General features: G+C 54.2%; 23 protein-coding genes. 17 read left to right on the forward strand and 6 right to left on the reverse strand.

Annotated features, from left to right (window positions below; translation table 11 throughout):
* Nucleotides 1–241: 241 nt before the first annotated feature.
* A complete protein-coding gene (locus ACE418_RS00005; RefSeq protein WP_014016087.1) occupies nt 242–646 on the reverse strand; it encodes a thioesterase family protein in 405 nt (134 codons plus the stop codon).
* A gap of 161 nt (nt 647–807) precedes the next feature.
* Between ACE418_RS00005 and ACE418_RS00010 the strand changes: the two genes are divergently transcribed.
* Nucleotides 808–1485, forward strand: a complete 678-nt coding sequence (locus ACE418_RS00010) for a hypothetical protein (RefSeq protein ID WP_416448558.1) — start codon at nt 808–810, stop codon at nt 1483–1485.
* Nucleotides 1486–1530: 45 nt separating this feature from the next.
* Here the strand turns inward: ACE418_RS00010 and ACE418_RS00015 are convergent, their stop codons facing one another.
* Nucleotides 1531–3186, reverse strand: coding sequence for an acetolactate synthase large subunit (locus ACE418_RS00015; protein WP_416448559.1), 1656 nt, complete (start codon nt 3184–3186; stop codon nt 1531–1533).
* Between the two features lie 284 nt (nt 3187–3470).
* Between ACE418_RS00015 and ACE418_RS00020 the strand changes: the two genes are divergently transcribed.
* The 5 genes from ACE418_RS00020 to ACE418_RS00040 all read left to right on the forward strand — a co-directional run bounded on the left by ACE418_RS00020 (nt 3471) and on the right by ACE418_RS00040 (nt 6111).
* Nucleotides 3471–3896 carry a 2-thiouracil desulfurase family protein gene (locus tag ACE418_RS00020; protein WP_416448560.1) on the forward strand — a complete coding sequence of 142 codons (426 nt, stop codon included), beginning with the start codon at nt 3471–3473 and terminating at the stop codon, nt 3894–3896.
* Nucleotides 3897–3958: 62 nt separating this feature from the next.
* Complete coding sequence (gene lepB, locus ACE418_RS00025; protein ID WP_298588287.1) at nt 3959–4519, forward strand: signal peptidase I; 561 nt, start codon at nt 3959–3961, stop codon at nt 4517–4519.
* Nucleotides 4520–4664: 145 nt separating this feature from the next.
* Nucleotides 4665–5156, forward strand: a complete 492-nt coding sequence (locus tag ACE418_RS00030) for a QueT transporter family protein (RefSeq protein WP_416448561.1) — start codon at nt 4665–4667, stop codon at nt 5154–5156.
* 1 nt (nt 5157) lies between these two features.
* Nucleotides 5158–5652: a preQ(1) synthase gene (gene queF, locus ACE418_RS00035; RefSeq protein ID WP_416448562.1), complete on the forward strand. Its 495-nt coding sequence runs from the start codon at nt 5158–5160 to the stop codon at nt 5650–5652.
* Nucleotides 5653–5724: 72 nt separating this feature from the next.
* The gene (locus ACE418_RS00040; protein ID WP_416448563.1) at nt 5725–6111 is read left to right on the forward strand and encodes a hypothetical protein; all 387 of its coding nucleotides are present in this window, start codon (nt 5725–5727) and stop codon (nt 6109–6111) included.
* 124 nt (nt 6112–6235) lie between these two features.
* On the opposite strand, the gene ACE418_RS00045 is transcribed toward ACE418_RS00040, so the two are convergent.
* A complete protein-coding gene (locus ACE418_RS00045) occupies nt 6236–7342 on the reverse strand; it encodes an acyltransferase (protein WP_416448564.1) in 1107 nt (368 codons plus the stop codon).
* Nucleotides 7343–7430: 88 nt separating this feature from the next.
* Here ACE418_RS00045 and ACE418_RS00050 point away from each other — a divergent pair, with 88 nt between their 5' ends.
* The 7 genes from ACE418_RS00050 to ACE418_RS00080 are packed head-to-tail and all read left to right on the forward strand — an operon-like array spanning nt 7431 to nt 12010.
* Nucleotides 7431–7943 carry a hypothetical protein gene (locus tag ACE418_RS00050; protein ID WP_416448565.1) on the forward strand — a complete coding sequence of 171 codons (513 nt, stop codon included), beginning with the start codon at nt 7431–7433 and terminating at the stop codon, nt 7941–7943.
* Between the two features lie 14 nt (nt 7944–7957).
* Complete coding sequence (locus tag ACE418_RS00055; protein WP_416448566.1) at nt 7958–8365, forward strand: DUF3592 domain-containing protein; 408 nt, start codon at nt 7958–7960, stop codon at nt 8363–8365.
* A 21-nt stretch (nt 8366–8386) separates the two neighbouring features.
* Nucleotides 8387–8962: a GTP cyclohydrolase I gene (gene folE, locus ACE418_RS00060; protein ID WP_416448567.1), complete on the forward strand. Its 576-nt coding sequence runs from the start codon at nt 8387–8389 to the stop codon at nt 8960–8962.
* Complete coding sequence (gene folB, locus ACE418_RS00065) at nt 8955–9320, forward strand: dihydroneopterin aldolase (RefSeq protein ID WP_416448568.1); 366 nt, start codon at nt 8955–8957, stop codon at nt 9318–9320. The genes folE and folB overlap by 8 nt, the downstream gene beginning before the upstream one ends.
* A complete protein-coding gene (gene folK / locus ACE418_RS00070; protein ID WP_416448569.1) occupies nt 9313–9795 on the forward strand; it encodes a 2-amino-4-hydroxy-6-hydroxymethyldihydropteridine diphosphokinase in 483 nt (160 codons plus the stop codon). Before folB ends, folK begins: the two co-directional genes overlap by 8 nt.
* 2 nt (nt 9796–9797) lie before the next feature.
* The gene (locus ACE418_RS00075; RefSeq protein ID WP_298588271.1) at nt 9798–10463 is read left to right on the forward strand and encodes a response regulator transcription factor; all 666 of its coding nucleotides are present in this window, start codon (nt 9798–9800) and stop codon (nt 10461–10463) included.
* Nucleotides 10460–12010, forward strand: a complete 1551-nt coding sequence (locus tag ACE418_RS00080; RefSeq protein ID WP_416448570.1) for a sensor histidine kinase — start codon at nt 10460–10462, stop codon at nt 12008–12010. The genes ACE418_RS00075 and ACE418_RS00080 overlap by 4 nt, the downstream gene beginning before the upstream one ends.
* A 346-nt stretch (nt 12011–12356) precedes the next feature.
* On the opposite strand, the gene ACE418_RS00085 is transcribed toward ACE418_RS00080, so the two are convergent.
* Genes ACE418_RS00085 through ACE418_RS00095 form a run of 3 tightly spaced genes read right to left on the reverse strand, consistent with a single transcriptional unit; the run spans nt 12357 to nt 14124 of the window.
* Nucleotides 12357–12587 carry a hypothetical protein gene (locus tag ACE418_RS00085; protein WP_416448571.1) on the reverse strand — a complete coding sequence of 77 codons (231 nt, stop codon included), beginning with the start codon at nt 12585–12587 and terminating at the stop codon, nt 12357–12359.
* Nucleotides 12584–13312: a metallophosphoesterase gene (locus tag ACE418_RS00090; protein ID WP_416448572.1), complete on the reverse strand. Its 729-nt coding sequence runs from the start codon at nt 13310–13312 to the stop codon at nt 12584–12586. Before ACE418_RS00090 ends, ACE418_RS00085 begins: the two co-directional genes overlap by 4 nt.
* A 23-nt stretch (nt 13313–13335) precedes the next feature.
* Nucleotides 13336–14124, reverse strand: a complete 789-nt coding sequence (locus tag ACE418_RS00095; RefSeq protein WP_416448573.1) for a DUF4931 domain-containing protein — start codon at nt 14122–14124, stop codon at nt 13336–13338.
* A 105-nt stretch (nt 14125–14229) separates the two neighbouring features.
* On the opposite strand from ACE418_RS00095, the gene deoD reads away from it, so the two are divergent.
* The 4 genes from deoD to ACE418_RS00115 are packed head-to-tail and all read left to right on the forward strand — an operon-like array spanning nt 14230 to nt 16751.
* A complete protein-coding gene (deoD, locus tag ACE418_RS00100) occupies nt 14230–14937 on the forward strand; it encodes a purine-nucleoside phosphorylase (RefSeq protein ID WP_416448574.1) in 708 nt (235 codons plus the stop codon).
* A gap of 6 nt (nt 14938–14943) precedes the next feature.
* Nucleotides 14944–15768: an amidohydrolase family protein gene (locus tag ACE418_RS00105; RefSeq protein ID WP_416448575.1), complete on the forward strand. Its 825-nt coding sequence runs from the start codon at nt 14944–14946 to the stop codon at nt 15766–15768.
* A 31-nt stretch (nt 15769–15799) separates the two neighbouring features.
* Nucleotides 15800–16129, forward strand: coding sequence for a 6-carboxytetrahydropterin synthase QueD (queD, locus tag ACE418_RS00110; RefSeq protein ID WP_416448576.1), 330 nt, complete (start codon nt 15800–15802; stop codon nt 16127–16129).
* Complete coding sequence (locus tag ACE418_RS00115; protein ID WP_370836014.1) at nt 16119–16751, forward strand: radical SAM protein; 633 nt, start codon at nt 16119–16121, stop codon at nt 16749–16751. The genes queD and ACE418_RS00115 overlap by 11 nt, the downstream gene beginning before the upstream one ends.
* The last annotated feature ends 18 nt before the right edge of the window (nt 16752–16769 follow it).

Genomic DNA, 16769 nt, shown 5'->3' on the forward strand with positions numbered 1-16769 from the left:
AATCCCATACGACAAACGATGAACGACCTACGATCAACGTAAAAAGAGGCTGTCTTAATGCGACAGCCTCTTTTTTAAGCTTGCAGTTGCAAGTTTGATGTGGGTGGAGCAAAAATTTAAAAGCCCGCCGCTAACTGCTAATCCCTAGCTGCTAACAGCTTAAACGCGTCGGCGGGCCGCCTTGGCAGGACGGCCCCTACTAGCCACGAGCCACTAGCCACTAGCCACGAGCCACGAGCCACTACTTCGCTGCAGCTTTTTTGGCTTCGGCTTTGGCGAGGAACGGTGCCGATTCGATGATGAAGCGGTCGTGGGTGGCTTCGCCTACGAGGCCGGCTTCGTCGTGGGCTTCGATTTTGAAGGTCAGTTTTTTGCGGTCCTGTTCGACCAGGGTGGCTTTGGCCGTAACGGTCAGGCCAATCGGGGTAGCGGCGACGTGTTTGACGTTCATGGCGATGCCGACGGTGTTATAGCCTTCCGGGAGCTGGGGGTCGCAGGCGTTGATGGCTGCGTTTTCCATGAGAGCTACCAGAGCCGGTGTGGCATAGACCGGGGATTTGCCGCTGCCTAATTTAATAGCGGTGTTGTTTTCCGTGCATTTTTCAGAAACTTCTGCTGTCGAGTTGGCTTTGATGTTGAATTCCATAGTGGTATAACCTCCTAAGTAAGTGGAAATATGCCTGAACCTTATAGATTGAGGCGATTTACATAACTATATCATATCATACTTTCCTCTTTTTTGACAGAAAAAGCACCATGAGATACAATGAACATGTTACTGTTTGAGAAAAAACGAGGAGTGAAACCATGAAAATCAAAGCTATTTTACTGATGGCAGCCGCGGTCCTGTCGATTGGGACGGCCGCGCTGGCCAAGGATAAAGGGACGCTGACCAAATTCCCTAACTGGGGTGTCATCACCGTGCCCGACGATATCTATATGCAGTCCGGGCAGCAGCCCATGCTGACGGCTGCCGACGAAGGCAACGATGTCATCGCCCTGTTTGAGCAGATCTTTCCCCTTCAGCCGGAAACGTATCAGGTCGTCAAGAAGGACGATGCCGATTTCCAGTACGCGTACCTGCTGCATTATACGGCGACCATCTGGGACGTCAAGGCCGCTGTCTACGGCGAGAACCGGGAAAATTCTTACCTGCGCGACATTGGCAGCCGGCCGGATATGCGGATCCTCATGAACCGGCTGAACCAGAATATGCCCGGACGCCTGCCGCAGGGCTTCCGCGTCGTCTCGCCGGTGACGGCAAAAAAGACCAATGGCCATCTCTTCTATGAATGGACCATTGCCAAATCCCTGGTCATCAACGGTAATCCCTTCACGGAAACCATCCACTGCCTGGCCTGGCAGCACGGCGATACGATGGAAGTCGCCGCCATCCTGGGCAACATCGCCAAAGAAGGCGATGACGACATCATCAGCGCCGTCACGGATATGTTGAAAAACGCAGAAAAAATGCCTAAGAAATAGTTTATAAGAAAAAGGGCTTGTCGCACATGCGACAAGCCCTTTTTCTTATAACGTTTTCATCAGTTCTTCCAGATGTGCGGTGAGTTTCATGTTTTCATCGTAGTCGATGGGGCAGTCGATGATGACTGGTTTGTCCTGCTGGAAGGCTTTTTTCAGTGTCGGCAGGAGGTCTTCAGTCTTTTCGATGCGGTAGCCGATGGCGTGGAAGCTTTCGGCCATCTTCACGAAGTCCGGGTTGGTGAAGTCGACGTACTGGTGATGGCCGTACTGCATGTCCTGTTTCCATTTGATTAGGCCGTAGCTGCAGTCGTTAAAGATGAGGGTGACGAAGTTCGTGCCCAGGCGGTACGCCGTTTCGAATTCCTGGACGTTCATCAGGAAGCCGGCGTCGCCGGTGATGGCCAGGACTTTCTTGTCCGGATGGACGAGTTTGGCCGAGATGGCGCCGGGGACGGCGATGCCCATGGTGGCGAAGCCGTTGGAGATGAGGCACGTATTCGGTTCGTAGCAGTTGTAATGGCGGGCAATCCAGACTTTATTGGCGCCGACGTCGGAAATGACGATGTCGTCCTTGCCCATGATGCGGCGGCAGTCGATGAGGGCTTTCTGCGGTTTGACCGGGAAGGACAGATCCTTGGCATAGCTTTCGTGTTCGTCGACCATCTTCTTGCGGATGTCCAGGAACTGTTTCGGTTCAGCCAGGCGGGCGGCTTTGGCCATGATGCGTTCCAGCGAGTTGGGGATGTTGCCGACGACTTCGACTTCGGGCTGGTAGTTCTTGTTGATGTCGGCCGGCATGGTGTCGATGTGGATGATATCGGCATTGGTCAGGTGCCATTTAGCCGGGGCATATTCGATGATGTCATAGCCGACGGCGATGACCAGGCTGGCCTTTTCCAGTATTTTTGTCTGATAGTCGTCCATGGGGATGCCGACGGTCCACATGGAATATTTATTGTCAAAGGGGATGGCGCCCTTGGCCATCATGGTGTTGATGACGGGGAGCTTCAATTTTTCGGCAAAGGCCGTGAGCTGTTTGGCCGCTTTGCTGCGGATGACGCCGCTGCCGGCCAGGATGACCGGGTTCTTGGCGTAGGAAATCATGGAAGCCGCTGCTTCGATTTGCGATTCCAGGGCTGTTTCCGGCTGGATGGTCTTATGCTGCAACGGTTTTTCATCGTCGGCGACGGGCATCTTGCTGATGTTGACCGGCAGGTCGATGAAAGTAGCGCCGGGCTTTTCCCGTTCGGCATATTTGAAGGCCAGGCGGGTGATTTCAGCCATCGTGTCCGGGCGGACGACGGTGTAGGCCCGGCGGGTGATCGGTTCGAACATGGCCCGCAGGTCGAGGTACTGATGGGCTGTGATGTGCATTTTATCGGTGCCGACTTGGCCGGAAATAGCGACCAGCGGGGCGCCGTCACAGTCAGCATCGGCGACGCCGGTAATCAGGTTGGTGGCCCCAGGGCCGAGGGTAGCCATGCAGACGCCGGCCTTGCCGGTCAGACGGCCATAGACGTCGGCCATGAAAGCGGCACCCTGTTCGTGGCGGACTGTGATGAATTCAATCTTTGAATGTTCCAGGGCATCCATGACGGCGAGGTTTTCTTCACCGGGGATACCGAAAATATAATGGACGCCTTCTTCTTCCAGACATTCGACGAGAAGGTCGGCTGTGTTGCGCGTCTTCTTTTGTTCCATGGTGTGCACTCCTTTGACGATAGATGGATGAGTTAAAATTCGTGTTGCAACCTGTATTATAATATGGTATAGCTTGTTTTTCAATATATTTACGGGAGCCGATGAGCTTGCCTTTTTTTGAATTTCACGTTATACTAAAAACAGAGATAGTCCGATGGCTGCACATCGGCTCTCCTCTAGGTTAACGATGTTGAAGAAGGCCGTGTACCGCATTGGTATACGGTTTTTTTCAGATATCGTACTTATTAAAAATTTCAATGACTCTCTTTGACTAAGGTGAAATTATGAACGTTCTGATCAGTGCCTGCCTGCTCGGCCAGTACTGCCGCTATGATGGTCAGGTGAAGGGCTATCGCCAGGTGCAGGCCCTGCTCGGGCGGGACGACATCCACTTGATCCCCATCTGTCCGGAACAGGCCGGCGGCCTGGCGACGCCGCGGCCGCCGGCGGAACGGAAAGGGGACCGGGTCGTCACGGCGGATGGCAGCGATGTGACGGCGCAATACCGGCGCGGTGCCGAAGCGGCCCTATACTTGGCCCGCTTGTTCCACTGCAGCCGGGCCATCTTAAAAGAGAAAAGCCCGTCTTGTGGGCACGGACAGATTTATGATGGCACTTTTTCACGGACCCTGACGGCTGGCGACGGCGTGACGGCGGCGTTATTGAAGGCTGAAGGCATAGACATCATCGGCGAAAGCGACCTGCTCTGACTCTTGCTTTTATACCCCTGGTTTGCTACAATATACGAGTACGCAAGTGAGGAGGTTTCAGCGTGAATACGTTTTTACATGAAGTTTACGAATGGATTTATTCCATCATCATCGCGTTGGCCATTGCCATGGTCATCCATATCTTCTTCTTCCAGCCGACCCGCGTTTCCGGTGAATCGATGATGCCGACCCTGCACAACGGGGAATACCTCATCGTATCCAAATGGAATCACGTCCTGGGGGAAGTCCCGAATTATGGGGATATTGTCATCATCGACAGCCGCGTCCAGTATCCGCGTACGTGGAAAGATGACGTCGCAGAACCGATGAACAATTACATGGCTTTCTTTAATCATGATCTGCAGACCAAGAACATCTGGGTCAAGCGAGTCATCGGCCGTCCCGGCGACACGCTGGCTTTCCATGACGGCAAGGTATGGCGCAACGGCCAGCCTTTAGATGAACCGTACATCAATGAACCGATGGAATACAGCCGCAAAGGGGAAATCAAGGTCCCTGAAGGCTATGTCTTCTGCATGGGCGACAACCGCAACCACAGCAGTGATAGCCGCTTCATCGGCCCGGTCCCCATCGACCACGTCCTGGGCCACGTCATCTGGTAGGCTTCAAAAAAAGCATACGACAGTTCGCAATCCATCCTGTCGGTAAACAAAACTAGGAAGCATTACAATGGTATCTTGCAATGCAGACGGGATTGTTTCGGCAACCCCGTCTTTTTTTTGCTCTCAGTTGAAAGGAGGAACGCCTATGTATAATTTTCTAGCGAATACGAAACGCATGACCGTCGCTGCGATGGTCATGGCCTTGTACATCGTCATCTTGTATGTCACCCAGGGGATTTCCTTTGGTCCCTATCAGATTCGCATCGCCACGTCGCTCTATGCATTGGCCTTTGTATATCCTTTCCTGGTGGTCCCCCTGGGGCTTGCGAACTTCATTGCCAATTTCCTCTTTGGCGGCCTGGGTTTCATCGACATGATCGGTGGCTGCTTCGTCGGCATCGTTACGACATGGCTCATCGTCCAGGTCCGTCAGCGTCAGTATCCTCTCTGGCTGGCCGCCCTGCCCATCTGGTGGGTGCCGGCCCTCTGCGTCAGCGCCTGGCTGTCGTACCTGCTCCACTTGCCGTATGCCGTCCTGGTCAGCAGCCTGGCTGTCGGTCAGCTGCCGCCGGCCATCTGCGGCGTCCTGCTCATCCAGGCCCTGAGCCATCGTTATGTCTTGAAAAAGGAGTTTTGATATGAGCCGAAGTAAAGAAGAACTACAGGGTGTGACCCAGCTGGGCAGTCAGCACACGACGTACGCCCAGGACTACGACCCGTCCCTTTTGGAAACGTTCGTCAACAAGCATCCCGACCGGGATTATTTCGTCAAGTTCAACTGCCCGGAATTCACCAGCCTCTGCCCCATGACGGGCCAGCCGGACTATGCGACGATTTATATTTCCTATGTCCCTGGAGAACGCATGGTAGAAAGCAAGTCGCTGAAACTCTATCTGTTCAGTTTCCGCAACCACGGCGATTTCCATGAAGATTGCGTCAATATCATCATGGACGACCTGATCCAGGCGATGGACCCGAAATACATCGAAGTATGGGGGAAATTCCTGCCCCGCGGCGGCATCAGCATCGACCCGTACTGCAACTACGGCCGGCCCGGTACGCCCTGGGCTGACGTGGCCTGGCAGCGCTTGTCCCAGCACGATTTATATCCTGAAAAGGTAGATAATCGCTAAATCTTATTACCTTTTACGGCTGTTTCATGATATAATAGACCTAAAAAACAACAGAAGTAAGGGGTGTTACCTGTGAAATTCAAAAAAATGCTTTTGGCCCTGGGGTTCTCCCTGGCCTTGTCGGCATCGGTCTTCGCAGCGGATAATATGTGGCAATATAACCAGTATACATCGATCGACATGAACTCGGCCAAGCTCTATTACGATATGGGCCGCCAGATCCTGTCCTTCGATACGGTGGAACAATCCGGCGAAACGACGGACTACTGTACCTACGTGTACAACATCGATGACCAGACGATCCAGCTGAAAAAGATGATTACCAAGACGAAGAAGCATAAGTATAAGAGCAGCTTCTATCCGGAATCCATCAAAGACGGCAACGCCGTCATCAAGGCCAGAGCCCGCATGGCCAATGATGTACTGGCCAAAGTAAAGGAAAAGGATGAGAAAAAATAGTGTTAGGAGTTTGTAGTTTTCAGAGAAAACCTTTAAATTTAAAGCCATCCGCTAACAACTAACTGCTAGCCGCTAACAACTTAAAAGGGCTTGTCGTCGTGCGACAAGCCCTTTTTATACGATGTTATTTCCCTTTGACGCAGATGCTGAGCCATTTCGGCAGCCTGTGTTCGACGACGACCCAGGAATAGGCCGCGGCGCAGGCGGTGACGATGACGTAGATGGCGATGATGTGGACGGCCCGCAGGTAGATGTGCCAGTGGGCGGCCAGTCCCGTGCAGGCACTGAGGAAGACGGGATGGACTAGGTAGATGGGATACGAGTAATCGCCCAGGAGGGAGAAGACTTTGTGGATTACCTGCGGGACAGGCCGGCATTCCCACCAGTAGAGGAGGAAGAGCATCGTCGACAAGGTATAGGCCATGCCGATGGGGCTGAGCTGATGGATGGTGAAGACCGCTGATAAGGGGTCATAGCCCAGGTAATGCATGACGCCGTAGTAGGCGGCCAGCATGCCTGCCGTCGTCGCTGCCTGGAAGACGTTGACCACGATGCCGTGTCGTTTCAGCCAGGCCGTCACGGCGGTGAAGTGTTCTGCCGTAAAGGCGCCGAACATGAAGATGAACAGGTAGTGCAGGACGACGTAGTTCAGGCGGAAATTGAAGGCGTCCTGGATGAGGGGATTGTCGGAATGGACGGTCCAGATATAGCTGGAATAGAAGTTAAAGACCATATTGGCAAAGAAGAGAAGCGTAAAGGACAGCCATGGTGCCTTGTCCATGAAGCGCAGCAGCGGCCGCCAAAGCGGCATGAGGAAGTAGAACCATAAGAGGATGACCAGAAAGTAAATGTGATACATGGCCAGGCCGTACCATAAGGTGCGGAAAAAGGCGTAAGGCTGGAAGACACTGAAGTTGTGGCTGATGACCGATACGTAGACCATGTAGAACAAAGACCAGGCCAGGTAGGGGACGAAGACCGTCCGCAGGCGGCGCCGCAAATAGTCTTTATAGACGAAGGGCTGATCCAGGGGCTGGCTGTAGAACATGCCGAAGGCCGACAGGAAGAAGAAGGCCGGTACGGAAAAGCGGGATAGGATTTCCAGGATGGCCACCAGCCCCAGATTGGGCGACGGGTTGACGATAGCGACGGATCCGACGTGGATGGCAATGACGCCGAGCATGCAGAGACCGCGCATATAATTGATGGAATGAATGAATCGTTTTGACATCTGACACCTCGAAAGATACAATAAAGATAATTAGGATAATGACATATCCTATTATAACAAATTTTTCCAGCTTGGACAGGGAGGCTTTATGACAGAAGAGATAAAAAACGTGACCCGCACGGGGCTCATCTTGGCCGTGACCTTGATTTTGCAGGGCCTGCGCCTGGTCATCCCCATACCGCCGCAGATCAGTATGTTCGTCGTCGGATCCCTGGTCAATGCCTGCCTCATGGTGGCCGTCCTCACTATCGGCCGCCGCGCCGGACTGGTCGTCGCCGCCTGTACGCCCGTCTTTGCCTGGCTCGAAGGGATGCTTCCTTTTTTCCCTTTTGTCTTTCCCGTAGCCTTGGGCAACAGTTTCTACGTCTGGGCGGCCTGGCGCTGGCAGCGCTTCGGCCTGCCGGCCTTCTGCGGCGGTGCCCTGGGCAAGGCGGCTATCCTCTATGGTTCTTTTTACCTGCTCTTTGCCTGTATCGCCTTTCCGCCGGCTGTGCGGCATATGCTCTTGTTTGCCATGAGCTGGCCTCAAATCGTGACGGGCATCGTCGGGGCTGTCCTCGGCATGGAAGTGAGCCGCTTCCTGGGTTCTCGTCCTGAATAGAAAGGAAGGTATGTATGTTATTGCAGATCTTTTATTATCTCCCGGCCATCCTCGGCGTGCTGTTCATCGCCGTCGGGACCTATCACGGCTGGAAATTCCGCGGCATGACGCGGCGCTGTAAGGTGGCCGCCGTGGGGACGCTCTTGGGATTTGAAGAAAAGAAGATGAAGAGCGGGACCTTGTATTATCCCGTCGTCCGTTTCCAGACGAAAGAGGGCCAGACCTATGAAGCACGCTACGCCTTTGGCGATGCCGAATGGGACTATACGGCCGGCGATGAACTGGATCTTCGCTATAATCCGGCGGATCCCCAGGAAATCTATCTCGATCATGTACAGAGTGTCTGGCAGCAGTATGCCAGTCCTTTTTTCATCATCATCGGCGGCCTTATCTTTATCGCTGCGTATTACTTCATTTTATAAATAAAGGAGGAGCTAGTTACGTTGGAAGAAAATGAAAAAGCCGTGGCTGCGATGCGGCAGTTTTTAGAAGCCCTGGGACTGGATCTCCAGGCCCTGGGGATGGAAAAGACGCCGCACCGCGTGGCCCGGGCTTTTGCTGAGTTTTTTTCAGGCCTCAAGGAAAATCCCGATGACGAGTGGCAGGCTCCCATTGCGACCCAGACCGATGGCCTGGTCGTTGTCCGCAACATCCGTTTCCATTCCATGTGTGAACACCACCTGCTGCCCTTTTTCGGTTCCGTCCATGTGGCGTATTACCCGAAAAAGGGGAATATTGCCGGCTTTGGTCATTTTGTCCGCGCCGTCGATATCCTGGCCCGGCGGCCCCAGCTCCAGGAACGGATGACAGAAGAACTGTGCCAGTCCATCGGACGCGGCCTCGACCCGGAAGGCATTCTGATCGTCGTCAAGGCGACTCATCTGTGCCTGACCATGCTCGACCGCCTGGCCATCGATTCCAATATCGTGACGACGGCGTCATCAGGCTGCCTGAAAGAAGGGACGGCCGCCTATGCTCAGGCTTGGAAGCTGCTCATGGAGGAGGAAAAAGATGGATAAGATTGTCCTGACGGGACTTCATTTTTATGGCTATCACGGCTGTCTGCCTGAAGAAAAACGCCATGGCCAGCCCTTTCACATCGACCTGGTGCTGGAAACGGAGCTGGAACGGGCGGGACAGACCGATGATTTGACGCAGACCGTCGATTACAGTGCTGTCTATGGCGTCGTCAAGGCCGTCGTCGAAGGGCCGTCGTATGACCTCATCGAACGGGTAGGCCAGGTCATTGCCGACCGCATCCTGGCACAGTTCCCGCTGGTCCAGGCGCTGACCGTGACCGTCCATAAGCCGCAGGCGCCGATTGGCGGGCCTTTTGAAGACGCTGCCGTCGTCCTGGAAAGGCGGCGCCATGGCTAAGTTCTATCTCAGCATCGGCGCCAATCTGGGCGACCGGATGGCGACGCTGCACCAGGCCGTCCGGCTCCTGGCCGATACGCCGGGCGTGACGGTCACGGCCGTTTCTCCTTTTTATGAAACACCGCCCTGGGGCAAGACCGATCAGCCAGCCTTCATCAACGGGGCTGTCGCTGTCGACACGGAATTGTCCGGACAGGAGCTGCTCGATGCCTGTCTGGCCATTGAACAGCGTTTAGGCCGCGTGCGCCATGAAAAATGGGGCGCCCGGACTATCGATATCGACCTCGTCTACAGCCCGGACGAGACGTGTCAAACGGAAACGCTGACCCTGCCCCATCCCTATGTAACACAAAGGGCTTTCGTCCTGGTCCCCCTGCGGGACCTGGCGCCGGACCTCATCCTTTGCGGCCGGCCGATTGGCGACTGGCTGGACCGGTTGCCGGATACAGACTCTATCAGAAAGAAGGATAACTAACTATGGAAAAAATACTCATTGCAGATGATGAACAGCTCATGCGCCAATTGGTCATTGACTTCTTGAAGCCCGAAGGGTATGAAATCCTGGAAGCATCGGACGGCAAGGAAGCCCTGGACATTTATGACAAGGAACATCCGGACCTCATCCTCCTGGACGTCATGATGCCCGGCTATGACGGCTGGACGGTGTGCCGCGAAATCCGCCGCGAATCGACGGTCCCCATCATGATGCTGACGGCCAAAGGGGAAGAAATCGACCAGCTCTTCGCCTATGACCTCGGCGCCGATGAATACATCACCAAGCCCTTCAGCCCGAAGATCCTGGTCGCCAAGATCAAGGCCCTCCTGCGCCGTTCCCAGAATGAACAGGAAACACACGAAGCCGACGATGGTGTCGCTATCGACCGCGATGCCCGCCAGGTCGTCCTCGACGGCAAGAACGTCGACCTGAGCCCGACGGAATATAAGCTCCTCAACTACCTCATGAGCAATACCGGCAAAGCCCTGAGCCGCCGCCAGATCCTCAACCAGGTATGGAATTACGATTACTACGGCGATCTGCGTACCGTCGACACGCACATCAACCGCCTGCGCATCAAACTGGGTGACAAAGGCCGCTATATCCGCACGGTCCGCGGCTACGGTTACCGCTATGATGGCAAATGAGACAGGGACGCTGGTCGTTAAAATTTAAGGCCGGCCTCTATGTCGGCTGCTTTACGATTTTCTTCATCATCACCCTCATGGCCGCCGTCGGCTTTGGCTTCGACCGCTACTATTATTCCATGAAGAAAGATGCCATGGTCGAAGCGAGCCAGAAAATCAGTGCCATTTATCGGGAAAAAGGCGGTTCTGATGAAAGTTCCCTGGATAACCTGAGCCAGCAGTACGCCTTGGACGTGCTCATCGTCGACCATGGCCAGCTGGCTTACTCGTCCCGGCCGGGACGGAAAGTCCATCTGCCGTCGGGGAAAAATATCAAGGATGAAGAGGTCATCGTTACGGGAAAAGAACACGAAGCCAACGAGGCAGATCCCGGTTTCCGCCTGCCCATGCATATTGAAGAGCTGCGGAACCTGCTCGATGGCAAAGAGCCTGAAGAAGATATATTGGGCAAAGTCCAACTCTATAAGGATATGCCTGATTTCGAGCATTTCAACCTCATCGACCGCATCCAGGACGGGGCGTACGTCATCATCAGCCAGTCCGTCGCGCCCATGCGGGAGAATATCTACATCGTCCAGCGCTTCATCATCGTCTGCGGCCTCATCTGGATGATCCTGGCCATTATCGGTACGATCCTTTTGACAAAACGCATGACCGAGCCCCTGCTGGAATTGAAGGACCTGGCTGTCGCCATGGCGCATCTTGATTTTTCCAAGCGCTGGAAAGGGGATTTCAATGATGAAATCGGCGAGCTCGGCGACAGTATCAATACCTTGGCCAACCAGCTCAACGTCGCCCTGACGGCGCTGCAGCAGTCCAACACAGAACTGCAGAAACAGCTCGACAAAGCCAAGGAAGTGGAACACATGCGCAAATCCTTCTTGTCGGCGGTCTCCCATGAGCTGAAGACGCCCCTGGCCATCATCCAGGGCTATGCCGAAGGGCTGGACACCCTGGAAATCGACAAGGAGACGCAGCAGCGCTATTGTGCCGTCATCCGCAGTGAAACCCAGAAAATGGACAAACTCGTCAAGGACCTGCTCAATTTGTCGCGTCTGGAAACGGGGTCCTTCAAACTGGAACAGACGGTCTTCGATTTCACGGCCCTGGCTGAAGAAAGCAAGGCCCGCTTTGCCAAGGTCATTGCCGATAAAGGCATCACAGCGGATTGGGAACTGCCGGCTGAAATGAACGTTTATGGCGACCCGGAACGGATCGATATGATCCTGACCAATTACCTGAACAATGCCATCGACTATACGCCGGCCGGCAAGGCTATCCGCGTCTTTGCCGATGACTTGGGGATGCGGTACCGTGTCTGTGTCTACAACGAAGGCAGCCACATCGACGAAGAGTACCAGCAGCGCATCTGGGAGCCGTTCTATAAGGTCGACTCGTCCCGGGCCCGCAGCCCGAAACGCATCTTCGGCGGCCACGGCCTGGGCCTTGGCACCGTCGCGGCCCTGGTGAAGCTCCACGGCGAACAATACGGCGTCCGCAACGAAAAAGACGGCGTCACCTTCTGGTTCACCATTAAAAAGAGTTAGTTCGGCGTTTATCGTAGGTCGTTCGTCGTTGTAAGGGATAAAAAAAGGGATCTCGCATGAAGGTTTTTGCCATCATGCGAAGTCCCTTTTGCTTTATAGTTTGTAGTACGGAGTTTGTAAAAAATGGCTTTAAATTTGAAACCATCGGCTAGCCACTAACCACTCAAAAGGGCCTGTCGCACGAAGTCTTTTGCTTTCATGCTAGGCCCCTTAAACTTAAAAGTTTTTCGTTCATAGTTCATCGTTCATCGCGATGGATTGATATTTTTAATCCCATACGACAAACGATGAACGACCTACGATCAACGTAAAAAGAGGCTGTCTTAATGCGACAGCCTCTTTTACATCAGAACGACCGCTTGCCCAAGGTAGGGTGGCTGCATTTTTTCAGGGTCAGGTGATCGACGAGGTAGCCGGCCTGTTCGAGGTCGATATCTTCTTTCTGGCCGTCGTGTTCAAAGACGCAGAGCGGCTGGTCGGTACCGACTTCGCCGCCAGGGAGATAGATGTATTCGCCCGTTTCGGCGTCGCCGAAGATGATGCCGGCTAAGAGGTGTTTTTTAGCTATTTGACTCATCGCAGGGCCTCCTGTCCGTCGAATTTGATTTCTAAGAGCTTGCAGTCCCGGTAGTCTGCCGAGACGAGCTGGAGCAGCGTGCCGTTATAGCGGCGCGGGAACATGGTCCCAGGCTGCATGCCGTGGAGATGGCCGAAGACGCAGAGCGGGACGTGGTATTTTTCCAGGAGGTCCGTAAAGCCGCTGGGCTTGGTCAAATCGCAGACCGGCGGGTAGTGGAGCAGGAGGATGGTGTGTCTGCACTGCAAGGCTTCGGCTTCCTGCAAGGTCCGTTCGACGCGCAGGAGTTCCCGCCGGTAGGGCTTGGCGTCGCGGTCTTCCTGGTAGTGGATGTCGCCCGGGCAGACCCAGCCGTGGGTACCGCAGATGGCGATATCCTTGTCACCCAGGACGGCCGTCGAGCCGTAGAGGTACTGCATATTATTCTCGGCGTCCATCCGGTTCAGCTTGCCGGCACTTTCCCACCAGTAATCGTGGTTGCCGCGGATTATGATTTTTTTACCCGGCATGGCCCGTATCTGGTCCAGGTCTTCTTGGGCCTCCTTGAGGTGCATGGCCCATGACGTATCGCCGGCGATGAGGACGACGTCGTCGTCTGTGACGCGGCTCTTCCAGTCGGCGGCGATGCGCTGCCAATGGTTCTTCCAGCGGCTGCCGAAGACTTCCATCGGCTTTTTGGGAGGATTGCCTGATAAATGTAGATCACCGATTGCAAATAAACGCATAGAGTTGTAATAACCGTCCTTTCTTATTCTTCATGCAGGCGCTGCTGCAAGGCATGAATGAAGCGCGCTGAATGGCCTCCATTGGCTATCTGGGGAATCATATAGCCTACGTAGAGGGGGTTGGTCAGAAAGCGCGGGATAATTTTGACATACAAGGCATCGTCAGCCGGGAAGTCATAGAAGAAGATATTATAACTGTCGTTGAAGCTGACAAAGGAGTGCATGAAATAATCTGCCGTCAGCTGCATATAGCGGACGAATTTCCCCAGCTTTCCCTGGTCTTTGAGGATGAGGTTCACTTCATAAAAACCGATGATCGGCCGCTGGGATAAGTTGACCGTCAGGCCGTCTTCTTCGACGATGGAAGGGCCGACGAAGTGGAAGGGCTTGATGTCGTCGTGATAGTCGTAGTCCTTGAAGCCGACAATCTGCGAATGGGGGTGGTGGATTGTGCCGCCGGCCATGTAACCGTGGTTGCGATAGAAGACGACGGACCGGAATTTTCCCATGTCTTTGACTTGCTGCCATTTTTCCAGGCCGAATTCGATGAGCTTCAAGGCGTATTCCGGCGTATACGATGAAAATTCGCCATCGCAGTCATCGCTTTCGATGATCAGCGTCTGCCACGAATCCTTGAGGACGGGGTAGGCATTTTCCAGCCAGATCATAGATCCCCGTTTTTCCATGACGTTCTTCAAGTGGGCTACGTCGCAAAAGGGACAATACTTTTCATCGCGATGGACCGTGTCGGGCTTCGTCTTGCCCAGGTCCAGATTATATTCCAAAATGTGAGATAAGGGATTTTCATTCATGATGACCGCTCCTTTTGATACCTACTATACATTGTAGCATAGAGATAGCCATTTTCAAACCATGTGGTATAATACAGATATGCTATTTTTAAGGAGGAATTTATCATGAGTCTTCATATTGCAGCTCGCAATGGTGAAATCGCCGACCGCATCCTGCTTCCCGGCGATCCGCTGCGGGCCAAATATATTGCTGAAACTTTTTTGGACGATGCCGTCTGCTACACGGATATCCGCAATATCCTCGGCTATACGGGGACCTATAAAGGCGTCCGCCTGTCTGTCCAGGGGACGGGTATGGGCATCCCGTCCATTTCCATTTATGCGACGGAACTCATGCGCGATTACGGCGTGAAGAAGCTCATCCGCGTCGGTACCTGCGGGGCCATGCGCAAAGATATCAAGCTCCGCGACGTCATCATCGCCCAGGGGGCTACGACGGACTCGTCGATTATCCGCAACATCTTCGGCGGTTCCATCAACTATGCGCCGCTGGCCGATTTCACACTCCTGCGCCAGGCCTACGAACAGTCGGTCCAGCAGGGCATCCCGGCACGGGTCGGCAATATCGTCTCTGTCGACCGCTTCTATGATGACGAAATCGACAACGACAAGCTGACCCAGTACGGCATCATGGCCGTCGAAATGGAAACGGCCGGCCTCTACACGCTGGCTGCCAAGTACGGCGCCCAGGCCCTGGGATTGTTCACGGTCAGCGACCACCTGCTGACGGGCGAAGCCTGCACGCCGGAAGAACGGCAGACGTCCTTCGACGATATGATCCACATTGCCCTGGAAACGGCCATTCAGGAGTGATTGCCTATGAAAGCCAAAGAATTACGGGTCATTGACAGCCATTTCCATTTCTGTGACTACGTCGGCTTCAACCAGATCGCCCTGGCTGCCGGCTATACCAATACGGAAGAATGCCTGCACAAGGCCTTTCAGGATAACAACATCGTCCATGGCGTCGTCATGGGCAACAAGACCCTCGACCCGGCAGGTCATCACTATCCCGACTATATGAGCTACTGCATCGGCCTGGACAGCAACGTCTTTTACGATGACATGGACCTCATGACGGCCCAGGTCGAAGAGAACCTCAAGCGCAGGCAGTGCTGCGGCATCAAGCTCTATCCGGGCTATAACCACGTCTACGTCTACGATGAGCTCTACGACCCCATCTACGAGCTGGCCCGGAAGTATAACAAGCCCGTCGCCATCCACACGGGCCTGACGGCGACGGCCAATGCCCTCTTGAAGTACAGCCATCCCATGACCCTTGATGAAGCGGCCGTCAAATATCCCGACGTCCAGTTCGTCATGTGCCATATCGGCAATCCCTTCCTGCAGGATGCCATCGCCGTCCTGGAAAAGAACCACAACGTCGCCGTCGACTTGTCAGGCCTCCTGGAAGGGAAGATCCCCGACATGGTCACGTTCCTGCGGGATAAACAGGGCTACATCTCCATGCTCCGGGACTGGCTGAACTATCTTGGCTCCTATGACCGGGTCATGTTCGGGACGGACTGGCCCCTGGCTAATTTTGCCGATTATATTACCTTTGTCAAAGATTTCATCCCGGAAACGTATTGGGATGACGTCTTCTTTAACAATGCCAACCGCATCTACCAGCTGGGCTTATAGCCGGTCTGGCGCGGCAAGGGAGGAACGCTTTTTGTATACTGTAACCAAGCGGATGGAAATATCCGCTGCCCATCATCTGGTCCTTGATTATGAGAGCAAGTGCGAACATCTCCACGGCCATAACTGGATCATCTCGGTGACCTGCCAGGCCGAAACACTGGACCGCAACGGCATGGTCGTCGATTTCAAGAAAATCAAGGAACTGGTCCACGCCAAGATGGACCACCAGAATCTGAACGATGTCTTCGACTTCAATCCGACGGCGGAAAATATCGCCAAGTGGATCTGCGATACCGTTCCGCATTGTGTCAAAGTGACGGTCCAGGAAAGCGAAGGGAACGTGGCCACTTATGAATTATAGCCTCTGTGTCAATGAAATTTTCGACAGCATCGACGGCGAAGGTAAGAAAGCCGGCCAGCTGGCGACGTTCATCCGCCTCTGCGGCTGTAACCTGCGCTGCTCCTACTGCGATACGGCCTATGCCTTTAACGAAGGCCAGCACATGGATATTGCCGATATCATCGCCCAGGTTTCGTATCCCAACGTCACCCTGACCGGCGGTGAGCCGCTGTGCCAGGATATCCACGCCCTCTTGGAAGGGCTCAAAGGGCACAGCGTCAATATCGAGACCAATGGCAGTATGGACATCGAACCGTATTTCAAGTACGATCACGTCTGGTTCACGGTCGACTATAAGAGCCTGTCTTCGGACATGGCCAACCGCATGCTGCCGGAGAACTTCGAAAAGCTCCGGCCCCAGGACGTCCTGAAGTTCGTCGTCGGCGATGAAGCCGACCTGCGCCAGGCCCTGGGTGTCTATCAATTATACCGGCCTAAGTGTGCCGTCTATGTCGGCGCCGTCTTCGGTAAGATCGAGCCGCGGCGCATCGTCGAGTTCATGAAGGAACATCGCCTGACGGACTGGCACATGCAGCTCCAGCTCCACAAGATCATCTGGAACCCTGACGACCGGGGCGTCTAGCTGAGACGACGAAACGCC

Origin of the sequence: Megasphaera jansseni, from assembly GCF_047974155.1 — a bacterium.
Classification (GTDB): domain Bacteria; phylum Bacillota; class Negativicutes; order Veillonellales; family Megasphaeraceae; genus Megasphaera.

Excerpts from the sequence above, each read along its gene's own strand:
- ACE418_RS00005 (WP_014016087.1), bottom strand. The coding sequence starts at position 646 with ATGGAATTCAACATCAAAGCCAACTCGACAGCAGAAGTTTCTGAAAAA.
- ACE418_RS00010 (WP_416448558.1), top strand. The coding sequence starts at position 808 with ATGAAAATCAAAGCTATTTTACTGATGGCAGCCGCGGTCCTGTCGATT.
- ACE418_RS00015 (WP_416448559.1), bottom strand. The coding sequence starts at position 3,186 with ATGGAACAAAAGAAGACGCGCAACACAGCCGACCTTCTCGTCGAATGT.
- ACE418_RS00020 (WP_416448560.1), top strand. The coding sequence starts at position 3,471 with ATGAACGTTCTGATCAGTGCCTGCCTGCTCGGCCAGTACTGCCGCTAT.
- ACE418_RS00030 (WP_416448561.1), top strand. The coding sequence starts at position 4,665 with ATGTATAATTTTCTAGCGAATACGAAACGCATGACCGTCGCTGCGATG.
- queF (WP_416448562.1), top strand. The coding sequence starts at position 5,158 with ATGAGCCGAAGTAAAGAAGAACTACAGGGTGTGACCCAGCTGGGCAGT.
- ACE418_RS00045 (WP_416448564.1), bottom strand. The coding sequence starts at position 7,342 with ATGTCAAAACGATTCATTCATTCCATCAATTATATGCGCGGTCTCTGC.
- ACE418_RS00050 (WP_416448565.1), top strand. The coding sequence starts at position 7,431 with ATGACAGAAGAGATAAAAAACGTGACCCGCACGGGGCTCATCTTGGCC.
- ACE418_RS00055 (WP_416448566.1), top strand. The coding sequence starts at position 7,958 with ATGTTATTGCAGATCTTTTATTATCTCCCGGCCATCCTCGGCGTGCTG.
- folB (WP_416448568.1), top strand. The coding sequence starts at position 8,955 with ATGGATAAGATTGTCCTGACGGGACTTCATTTTTATGGCTATCACGGC.
- folK (WP_416448569.1), top strand. The coding sequence starts at position 9,313 with ATGGCTAAGTTCTATCTCAGCATCGGCGCCAATCTGGGCGACCGGATG.
- ACE418_RS00075 (WP_298588271.1), top strand. The coding sequence starts at position 9,798 with ATGGAAAAAATACTCATTGCAGATGATGAACAGCTCATGCGCCAATTG.
- ACE418_RS00080 (WP_416448570.1), top strand. The coding sequence starts at position 10,460 with ATGAGACAGGGACGCTGGTCGTTAAAATTTAAGGCCGGCCTCTATGTC.
- ACE418_RS00085 (WP_416448571.1), bottom strand. The coding sequence starts at position 12,587 with ATGAGTCAAATAGCTAAAAAACACCTCTTAGCCGGCATCATCTTCGGC.
- ACE418_RS00090 (WP_416448572.1), bottom strand. The coding sequence starts at position 13,312 with ATGCGTTTATTTGCAATCGGTGATCTACATTTATCAGGCAATCCTCCC.
- ACE418_RS00095 (WP_416448573.1), bottom strand. The coding sequence starts at position 14,124 with ATGAATGAAAATCCCTTATCTCACATTTTGGAATATAATCTGGACCTG.
- deoD (WP_416448574.1), top strand. The coding sequence starts at position 14,230 with ATGAGTCTTCATATTGCAGCTCGCAATGGTGAAATCGCCGACCGCATC.
- ACE418_RS00105 (WP_416448575.1), top strand. The coding sequence starts at position 14,944 with ATGAAAGCCAAAGAATTACGGGTCATTGACAGCCATTTCCATTTCTGT.
- ACE418_RS00115 (WP_370836014.1), top strand. The coding sequence starts at position 16,119 with ATGAATTATAGCCTCTGTGTCAATGAAATTTTCGACAGCATCGACGGC.